This is a genomic window from Blautia sp. aa_0143 (assembly GCF_004167315.1).
GTDB lineage: Bacteria > Bacillota > Clostridia > Lachnospirales > Lachnospiraceae > Blautia_A > Blautia_A fusiformis.
Map to the genome: position 1 here is coordinate 40,907 of NZ_RCXU01000028.1, position 9,875 is coordinate 50,781.

The following is a 9,875-nucleotide window of genomic DNA, read 5'->3' on the forward strand; positions in this document are numbered from 1 at the left end:
TCTTCCTGATAAACTGTAAAACAGCTATTTTGTGTAAAACTATGATCGAATGAAAAAATTTTTGTCCGCATGACTGGGATAAAGGGAAGGCAGGGAAGTGTTTTACGGCTTGATTTAGAAGAAAAAGCCTATTAAGTGAAATTTATTTTATGCTAGTTCTATGCCGGAACCTTATTCGGATACATTTTATATTGGATATTACAAAATGAAACTATGCTTGAAAAAGTCTTTAGTTAACATGTACATAACGAATATATAACAGGACTGAAAGAAAAATGAAATAAATACGCAAATCTTTCGTAAACATAATAAAATAAACAAAAATCGAAAATTCTAGTTTCATAATATTATATTTTTTTCACGAGAGATACATGTATTTCACACTATAAAAACACTCCGGGAAAAGAAGTTTCCATTTACTATATATAGATGCTTTTGGGGAATATAAAGATAACAGCCACATTATTTTGTGGATGGAGTTTCTTGTATTTTTTACATGCTTTCGTGATACAGATAATGCCAGAGAGAATATATCGGAGTATTTTTTTGATATTTCTCATTGATTTTATAATGTGTTCGTAACTGTTCAGTACCCTTGCAGTTACAAGTCAAACCGTGTCCTGGATCGATTTCGTTGATGGCATTTTTAACCGGATCGAGGAAGTCACTTGCTTCAATTATGAATATTGGTTTGATAATCTGTCTTCGGATGATGTTTCACGTGAAACATCATCCGAAGACAGATTAAGAATAAAGAGTTATAACCCCATCTTTGACAATTGCAGAAATAAAAAACAGCTGTAGTTCGTGTTTATTTGTTTTATGGTAGGTTTAATATAGATTTTAATCGAATCAAGTAATTCACCTGCTTCAATTGTGAACTACAATAAGCAGTGGTTGGGAACTTGCTTGTATCAGGAGAAGTATAGTCTCCTTCTGATAAACTGCGAAGCATTTATTAAGCTATGAGCAGTAGTGAGGAGGATGTTTTTATCCGCTTGACTTAAAAAATGTTTCGTAACAACGACAACTCATATGCGCTTTACGGTAGCGTGATATAGTTTTTAATCGAGTCAGGAGGTCCCTCCCCTGCTTCAAGTGTAAGAAGCAATAAGCAGCGGTTGGTGACTTGCTTGTATCAGGAAGAGTACAAGCAAGTTTTGATAAACTGCGGAGCAGTTATTCGGTGTAAAGCTGCGTAGCAACTGCGGATGCTTTTGTTTGTATGACTCGAATCAGGAGTTCCCCCCTGTTTTTGGCTTCAATTGCAAGAAACGATAAGCAGTGGTTGAAGAACTGCTTCTTATCAGGGAAGAGTAGTTTGTAGTCCTTTTGGTAAATCGCGAAGCAGTTATTCAGTGTAGAACTGCGAATGCGTTTACAGATACTTTTGTTCGCTTGATAATAATAGTAATGTTTTTAGTGTTCAGATAAAATTTGAAAATGCTATAAATGCTGTAAAAGAAAGGGATTTCGATGCCTATGTAGCAGTGTGCAAGGTTCCATAAAAGATAATATATCTATACCGAGAAAATCGAATTATTTTCGAGATTACGATAAATCAGAACAATTTCAGCAAAATATCTATAAATGGGAACTTCATTTCTGGTACGTTTTTATGGCATAAAATATATAGTCTGATTGGTAACAAATAAAACTGGAAGTTTATGCGGAGTTGATGGACTTTATAATCGATGTATTGTTACTGTCAAACTTCTGTTTAGTCCGGAATGAGTTTGGGTATACTACACAATAAATAAAATAATTCAAAACCTATTTTCTATTGTTTCACGTGAAACATTATGTGGCAGTTTAAAAATAAAAGTGTTATAATGATATCCAATGAGTAAAAATCCCTTAAAAAAATAAAAAGGAGGGGTACAATGGGACGAATCATTGCAGTTGCCAATCAGAAAGGCGGGGTTGGAAAATCAACGACAGCCATCAATCTATCGGCCTGCCTTGCTGAAAAAGGGAAAAAGGTTCTTGCCATCGACATTGATCCGCAGGGAAATACGACCAGTGGACTTGGCGCAGACAAGAATGCAGTAGAAAACACCCTTTATGAGCTGCTGCTTGGAGAAGCAGAGACCAAGGATACCATTATAAAGAGCGTTGTAGATAATGTTGACCTGATACCATCGAATATGAATCTTTCCGGTGCAGAAATTGAACTGGTTGATCTTGAGGATAAAGAATTTATTCTGAAAAAGATCACGGATAAACTTCGTCGGAAATATGATTACATAATCATGGATTGTCCGCCGTCACTGAGTATGCTTACAATTAATGCTTTGACAGCCGCAACTTCCGTTCTGGTGCCGATTCAGTGTGAGTATTATGCATTGGAAGGTTTATCACAGTTGATACATACCATCGAACTGGTAAGAGACCGATTGAATAAGAGGTTGAAGATCGAAGGCGTGGTCTTTACTATGTATGATGCCAGAACAAATCTGTCACTTCAGGTTGTAGAAAATGTAAAAGAAAACCTGGACCAGAATATATACAAAACGATCATACCGAGAAATGTACGACTTGCAGAGGCACCAAGCTATGGAAAACCGATCAATCTGTACGATTCACGATCTACAGGAGCAGAGAGTTATCGCCTCCTGGCAGAAGAAGTTATAGGCAGGGAGGACGAGTGATGGCTGGAAGAAGAACAGGAGGCCTTGGAAAGGGTCTTGACGCACTGATCCCGAACAAAGCAGGCGGTCCGTCAAAGGAACCTGCAAAAAAGACAAGATCTGCAGCTGTAAAAAAAGACAAACCAACTGAAAAAGATAGTCCGGCCGCAGAACGACTTGTGAAAATTTCCAGCGTAGAACCAAATCTGAATCAGCCCAGAAGACATTTTGATGAGGATGCGCTGCTGGAACTTTCGGAATCCATTAAACAGTACGGTGTTCTTCAGCCGTTGTTGGTATCCGATAAGAAGGATTATTTTGAGATCATTGCAGGCGAACGCCGCTGGAGAGCTGCCAAGATGGCAGGGCTCAAGGAAGTTCCTGTTGTTGTAAAAGAGTTTACAGACCAGGAAATCGTAGAAATTTCCCTGATCGAGAACATTCAGCGGGAAGACCTGAATCCTATAGAGGAAGCGATGGCATACAAACGTCTGATGGAAGAGTTTCACCTGAAACAGGATGAAATCGCAGACAGAGTTGCCAAAAGCAGAACTGCAGTAACTAATTCCATGCGTCTTCTGAAGCTTTCCTCAAAAGTTCAGGAAATGGTAATTGCAGATATGATCTCAGCTGGTCATGCGAGAGCACTTCTGGGAATTTCTGATGAAGCTCTTCAGGAAACAACAGCCATGAAGGTTTTTGATGAAAAACTCAGTGTTCGTGAGACGGAAAAACTTGTAAAGAATCTGGTTTCTCCTGCGAAAAAAGTAAAAACAGAGAGAAACACAGCAGAAGATGCCATTTATGAGAGCCTGGAAGAAAAAATGAAAGGTATCATGGGAACAAAGGTATCCATTCAGCGAAAGAAAAACAACAAAGGTAAAATTGAAATTGAATATTATTCCAGAGATGAACTGGAGAGGATCATTGATCTGTTCGAATCTATCAGATAGGAGGCAGAATGAGCGGGATTTTTGAAAGCATGGGAATTGATTCCGGGATTGTGATCATTGTTTTGCTGATCCTTACCATCATTCTTCTGATCAATGTGGTGAGTAGCAATATGCGTCTCAGCCGTTTGGAACGGAAGTACAAGATGTTTATGAGAGGCGGAGATGCACAGTCACTGGAAAAAGTTTTTGTAAGAAAATTTGCACAGATCGACCGGCTGTATGAAGCAAAGGAAGATCATGATCATGACATCAGCTTTATCAAAAAAAATATGAATGTAATGTTCAGCAAATATGGCGTTGAAAAGTATGATGCATTTGATGATGTAGGTGGAAAACTCAGCTTTGCACTGGCGCTTCTTGATAAAAACAATACGGGTCTGATCTTGAATGCGGTTCACAGCCGCGATAACTGTTTCCTTTATTTAAAGGAGATCGTAAAAGGTGAGTCCTATGTTGTACTTAGTCAGGAAGAAGTGGAAGCTTTGAGAAAAGCAGTAAACTTTGGACTTGGTGAGATTGAGAAGGAATAAAAAACTGCAAAGAGTAAGAATATTTTTAATACAGGAGGAATATCATGTTAGACATTAAGTTTGTGAGAGAGAATCCGGAGGTTGTAAAGCAGAATATCCGCAATAAGTTCCAGGACAGCAAACTGGAGCTGGTTGACAAGGTTCTCGAACTTGATAAAGAAAACAGAGAGATTAAGCAGGAGGTTGAGGCTCTCCGTGCTGAGAGAAACAAGATCTCCAAACAGATCGGTGCTCTTATGGGCCAGGGAAAAAGAGAAGAGGCAGAAGAGGTTAAAAAACAGGTTGCTGCATCCGGAACTCGTATTGAGGAACTTTCTCAGAGAGAGAAAGAGGTTGAGGAAGAGCTTCTGAAAGATATGATGGTGATCCCGAACATCATCGATCCTTCTGTACCGATCGGTAAAGACGACAGCCAGAACGTAGAGATTGAGAAATTTGGTGAGCCGGTTGTTCCGGATTTTGAAGTCCCTTATCATACAGATATCATGGAGAATTTTGATGGAATCGATCTTGACAGCGCAAGACGTGTTGCCGGTAACGGATTCTATTATCTGATGGGTGATATCGCACGCCTTCATTCCGCAGTAATTTCCTATGCAAGAGATTTCATGATCAACCGGGGATTTACTTACTGCGTACCACCTTTCATGATCAGAAGCAATGTTGTTACAGGCGTTATGAGCTTTGCGGAGATGGATGCTATGATGTACAAGATCGAGGGTGAGGATCTTTACCTGATCGGAACAAGTGAGCATTCCATGATCGGTAAATTCATTGACCAGATTATTCCGGAGGAAGAGCTTCCGAAGACACTTACAAGCTATTCTCCGTGCTTCCGTAAAGAGAAAGGTGCTCATGGACTTGAGGAGAGAGGTGTTTACCGTATCCATCAGTTCGAGAAACAGGAGATGATCGTTGTCTGCAAGCCAGAGGAGAGTAAGATGTGGTTCGACAAGCTGTGGCAGAATACAGTAGATCTGTTCCGTTCTCTTGATATTCCGGTTCGTACGCTTGAGTGCTGCTCCGGTGACCTTGCTGATCTTAAGGTAAAATCCCTCGATGTTGAGGCATGGTCTCCACGTCAGAAGAAATACTTTGAGGTAGGAAGCTGCTCCAACCTTGGAGATGCACAGGCACGTCGTCTGAAAATCCGTGTAAACGGCAAAGATGGCAAGAAATATCTTGCTCATACATTAAACAATACAGTAGTAGCACCTCCGAGAATGCTCATTGCTTTCCTGGAGAATAACCTGAATGCAGATGGATCTGTAAACATTCCAAAAGCTCTGCAGCCATATATGGGCGGTATGACAAAGATTGAGAAAAAGACACGCGCGTAAGAGAAACGCAGGCTTTTTCAGGGAGGTGTTCTTGTGCACAGTTATTTAAAGACCGTTGGTTTTTCACAGATTACCAGAAGAAGTGAAATAAAAGAGATCATCCGTGATGTGATCGCAAGCTACGATGAAAAGGTTTGCGTGGAAAATCATCCGGAAGGCGTATTTGTACAGTTTTCCAAGAATTATGGCTGTGACTGTGGAATCAGCGTTTGTGGTCAGTACGATGAGAACGGTGAGTTTCACGTGGAATATTATTTCCCATTTTTCAGGGGAACAGGAATCACATCCAAGGAAAAAGTGACTGTTGAACGTCATACAGATAAGGAATCTTATGCAGGAGCATGTGATGATTTGCGTATTGGCGTGACTATGATCTTTTATCTGCAGAATCTGGCAGAATATATGCAGGAGAAATACAAAGGCCTGAAAGACCCGGGGGACCGTCCGGTGACGGTTTCCGGTCTGGCTTCTGAGGGAAAGATCCTGTTTCCGCTGCAGAAGGATAAGGAAGCGGTAAAGGTGGAGAGAGAACTTTCCAAAAACAGGACTAATCTGATCGCAGCAGCGCGTAATGGTGATGAGGAAGCTATGGAGAGCCTTACAATGGAGGATATGGATACTTACTCCATGATTTCCCAGAGAATTGTTACAGATGATGTTCTCACGATCGTGGACTCTTATTTCATGCCTTATGGAATCGAATGTGATCAGTATAATGTTCTTGGTGAGATTCTGGATATCATGAAATTTAAGAATATCCTGACAGGTGAAGAAATCTGCCAGATGACTATAGAGAGCAATGATATACAGTTTGATATCTGCATCAACAGCAAAGATCTTCTCGGTGAACCGGCAGTTGGACGCCGCTTCAAAGGAACAATCTGGCTGCAGGGTCAGCTGCACTATTAAGTTTTCAAATTTAGAATTAATTCTTGTAATTTCAAAATAAATATAGTAAAATAATGGTTGTGAAACTTTTGGAAGTGTTCGAAATGTTTCACAACCATATATGTCCATATAGCTCAGCTGGATAGAGCACTCGCCTCCTAAGGGAAAGCCGAGGCATTCCCCAAAGGGAAAAAATGAAAAACAACTTTCAGTTCGAATCTATTCTGAAAAATGCTAATGGTGACAACAAAGCATTCCCCAAATTGGGGAACGTTCTAATGTTACCAAATCAAAAAAATCTGTAGATTGACAACTCGAAAAAGAGTTGATATCTTATATATGGCCGAAGGGAAAAATCCCAGAAACCCAGTAAAATCAAGGGTTTGCGGCATGTGTCGTCATAGCTCAGCTGGATAGAGCACTCGCCTCCTAAGCGAGGGGTCGGAGGTTCAAATCCTCTTGGCGACGGGCTTCAAAGCGTTCGAAAATGTTAGCTGGATTAGCTGACAACGAACGCTTTTGTTATTTTCAAATCACGTTCGTGACACAAAATTCCATTCAAAATGATCAATTTCCAGCTAACGCAATCCGATTTTTGTTAGCTGACAGCTAATCAAAATTACCGGTTTGCAAACATGGGTTTTAGGAAGTCCAGCTAACATTTGGGTTCCGCTCCGTTGTCACCCCTTATTCGGGGATGTAAATCAGAGAAAAGGCGGGAAAAGAAACAATCTCTCCCAAACCTGCAAACATGAATTAGCTGAAACAGTATTCAATTCTATTAGCTACAGCTAATGGTCAAACAGCAATGTCTGTTTGGAACTTTACTATCTATAAAAGTTCCAGGCAGGCATTTTTTATTTCCTGAATCCTGGAGGAAAGGAGTCAAGATGACTGAGCCAAACAGACAATCAGGAGAAAACGAAGAAAGAATCATAGAAATTGAGATTGAGCGTCTTCGTCCGTTCAAAGAGCACCCGTTTCAGGTAAAAGATGATAAGGAAATGTTTCTTTTGCAGGAAAGCATTGAGAAGTATGGCATTTTAAATCCGCTGATCGTCAGACCAGTACCGGATGGCTACTATGAGATCATATCCGGCCACAGAAGAAAACATGCTGCGGAGAAACTGGGATATCGTAAAGTACCGGTGATTATCCGGGTATTAAGTGAAGATGATTCCATCTTGAGCATGGTAGATTCCAATCTTCACAGAGAACGGATCAGCTACAGTGAAAAAGCTTTTGCTTACAAACTGAAGAATGACGTATTAAAAAGAAAAAGTGGTCGAAAAAAGAGCCAAGTTGACCACAAAACACCAAGAAAGCGGGCAATAGAAATCATCAGTGAAGATTGTGGTGATAGCCCAAAACAGGTGCAGCGTTATATCTCACTGACAAAACTGATACCGGAGATGTTGCAGAAACTGGATGATGAGATTATTTCTTTTTGTCCGGCTGTAGAGATAGCTGCATTAAGTGAAAAAGAACAAAGAGAACTGCTTGTAGCAATGGAGTATGCACAGGCAATCCCATCACTCTCACAGGCCCAGAGGATCCGGCAACTGAGTAAAGAAAAACAGTTGTCACTGGAAAAGATGGAAGAGATCATGTGTGAAGTGAAAAAGGGTGAGATCACAAGAGTGGCATTCACAAACGAGCAGTTGCACAAGTATTTTCCAAATTCTTATACACCGGCAATGATGAAACGGGAAATACTGGCACTGTTGAAATTATGGAAAAAAGAATCATGGGAAAGTTAAAGGAGGAAGAAATCATGTGTAAAGTTATATCCGTAGTAAACCAGAAAGGTGGCGTCGGAAAGACCACCACAACCGTAAATGTAGGCATTGGACTGGCAAGAGAAGGTAAGAAAGTGTTGCTGATCGACGCGGATCCACAGGGAAGTTTAACCGCAAGTCTTGGATATGAGGAACCGGATGATCTTCGCATCACATTGGCAACGATCATGATGGATGTCATCAACGAAGAAGAAATCTCTCTGGAAGATGGGATTTTACATCACCAGGAAAATGTAGATCTTCTCCCGGCAAATATTGAGCTTTCCGCACTGGAAGTAACGATGGGAAATGTTATGAGCAGAGAAATGATCATGAAAGAATATATCGATGCGATACGATGCCGATACGATTATATCCTGATCGACTGTATGCCGAGCCTTGGTATGATGACAATCAATGCACTGGTCTCGTCCGATTCTGTGCTGATACCTGTGCAAGCCGCATATCTGCCGGTGAAAGGACTTCAGCAGCTGATCAAGACCATTCTTACAGTAAAGAAAAGACTGAACCGGAAACTGGCGATTGAGGGCATTCTCCTGACCATGGTAGATTTCAGAACCAATTACGCAAAGGATATTGCATCGAGAGTACATACAACCTACGGAAGTCAGATCGAGGTATTTGGAAATGTGATTCCAATGTCTGTAAAAGCTGCTGAAACCAGTGCAGAGGGAAAAAGCATCTACATGCACTGTCCGAAAGGAAAAGTTGCCGAAGCATATAAGAACTTAACACAGGAGGTTTTGAAAAATGAAAAATAGAAGCGGCGAAAAGATTAAACTGGCAAGCATTGATGAACTGCTTGGTGTGGTAAATGAAGAATCTGCAATGGAGATAGAGATCAGTAAGATCCATCCGTTTAAAAATCATCCGTTCAAGGTGCTGGATGATGAAAAGATGCAGGATCTGGTTGAAAGTGTAAGGATCAATGGAGTACTGACACCGGTATTGCTTCGCATGGATGAAAATGAAGAATATGAAATGGTATCCGGTCACAGAAGAATGCATGCAGCACAGCTTGCAGGACTTACAACTATTCCGGCAATCGTAAGAGAATTATCAGATGATGATGCCATTGTGGTGATGGTGGACGCTAACATTCAGCGAGAGGAATTGTTGCCGAGTGAAAAAGCTTTTGCTTACAAAATGAAACAAGAGGCCATGAAACACCAAGGTTCTCGGACAGACTTGACTTTGGGACAAAATGTCCCAAAGTTCAAAAGAACAACGGAAGCAATTGCGGATGGGACAGGTGAAAGTTATAAACAGATTCAGCGTTACATTCGACTGACAGAGTTAATTCCGGAACTTCTTGATCTGGTAGATAACAAAAAGCTTCAGTTCACGGTTGCTGTTAATATCTCCTATATCGATAAGGAAGTACAGGAATGGATTTACGAATATATTAGCGACACTGGATTTATCAAGCCAAAACAGATTGCATCACTCAGAAATCAACTGAATGATGGGCCAATCAATCAGATTCAGATGTTATCAATTTTCAATAACTGTGTGATGGCAAAGAAAGTATCTCGGTCTCTCACATTCTCGGAAAAGAAACTAACAAAGTACTTTCCGGATGATTATACAGCCAAAGATATGGAGCAGGTGATTGAATCATTATTAGAAAAATGGATGCAGGAACAGTCCTGTTAAGGATAATCTCATACAACCGGATTAAGCGGTGGTTGATACGGGCAAAAAGAGTTTCACTATCATTTGACTTTTGTAATTC

8 protein-coding genes and 1 tRNA gene are annotated in these 9,875 nt (G+C 40.5%); all 9 read left to right on the forward strand.

Translation table 11 applies throughout. From position 1 onward, the window contains the following. Nucleotides 1–1,883: 1,883 nt before the first annotated feature. The 9 genes from EAI83_RS13710 (at nt 1,884) to EAI83_RS13755 (ending at nt 9,796) form a co-directional block, all read left to right on the forward strand. A complete protein-coding gene (locus tag EAI83_RS13710; protein WP_129975762.1) occupies nt 1,884–2,651 on the forward strand; it encodes a ParA family protein in 768 nt (255 codons plus the stop codon). Beyond that, the gene (locus tag EAI83_RS13715) at nt 2,651–3,583 is read left to right on the forward strand and encodes a ParB/RepB/Spo0J family partition protein (protein ID WP_129975764.1); all 933 of its coding nucleotides are present in this window, start codon (nt 2,651–2,653) and stop codon (nt 3,581–3,583) included. Before EAI83_RS13710 ends, EAI83_RS13715 begins: the two co-directional genes overlap by 1 nt. Nucleotides 3,584–3,591: 8 nt before the next feature. Then, nucleotides 3,592–4,113 carry a DUF4446 family protein gene (locus EAI83_RS13720; protein WP_015526535.1) on the forward strand — a complete coding sequence of 174 codons (522 nt, stop codon included), beginning with the start codon at nt 3,592–3,594 and terminating at the stop codon, nt 4,111–4,113. Nucleotides 4,114–4,157: 44 nt separating this feature from the next. Next, nucleotides 4,158–5,453, forward strand: a complete 1,296-nt coding sequence (gene serS, locus EAI83_RS13725; protein WP_015526534.1) for a serine--tRNA ligase — start codon at nt 4,158–4,160, stop codon at nt 5,451–5,453. A 33-nt stretch (nt 5,454–5,486) separates the two neighbouring features. Further along, the gene (locus tag EAI83_RS13730; protein ID WP_021650156.1) at nt 5,487–6,362 is read left to right on the forward strand and encodes a DUF3881 family protein; all 876 of its coding nucleotides are present in this window, start codon (nt 5,487–5,489) and stop codon (nt 6,360–6,362) included. Between the two features lie 373 nt (nt 6,363–6,735). After that, a tRNA-Arg gene (locus tag EAI83_RS13735) sits at nt 6,736–6,809 on the forward strand. A gap of 326 nt (nt 6,810–7,135) precedes the next feature. Then, a complete protein-coding gene (locus EAI83_RS13745) occupies nt 7,136–8,101 on the forward strand; it encodes a ParB/RepB/Spo0J family partition protein (protein ID WP_055160129.1) in 966 nt (321 codons plus the stop codon). Between the two features lie 14 nt (nt 8,102–8,115). Then, nucleotides 8,116–8,901 carry a ParA family protein gene (locus EAI83_RS13750; RefSeq protein WP_129975766.1) on the forward strand — a complete coding sequence of 262 codons (786 nt, stop codon included), beginning with the start codon at nt 8,116–8,118 and terminating at the stop codon, nt 8,899–8,901. Continuing rightward, nucleotides 8,891–9,796, forward strand: a complete 906-nt coding sequence (locus EAI83_RS13755) for a ParB/RepB/Spo0J family partition protein (protein WP_129975768.1) — start codon at nt 8,891–8,893, stop codon at nt 9,794–9,796. The genes EAI83_RS13750 and EAI83_RS13755 overlap by 11 nt, the downstream gene beginning before the upstream one ends. Nucleotides 9,797–9,875 lie beyond the last annotated feature (79 nt).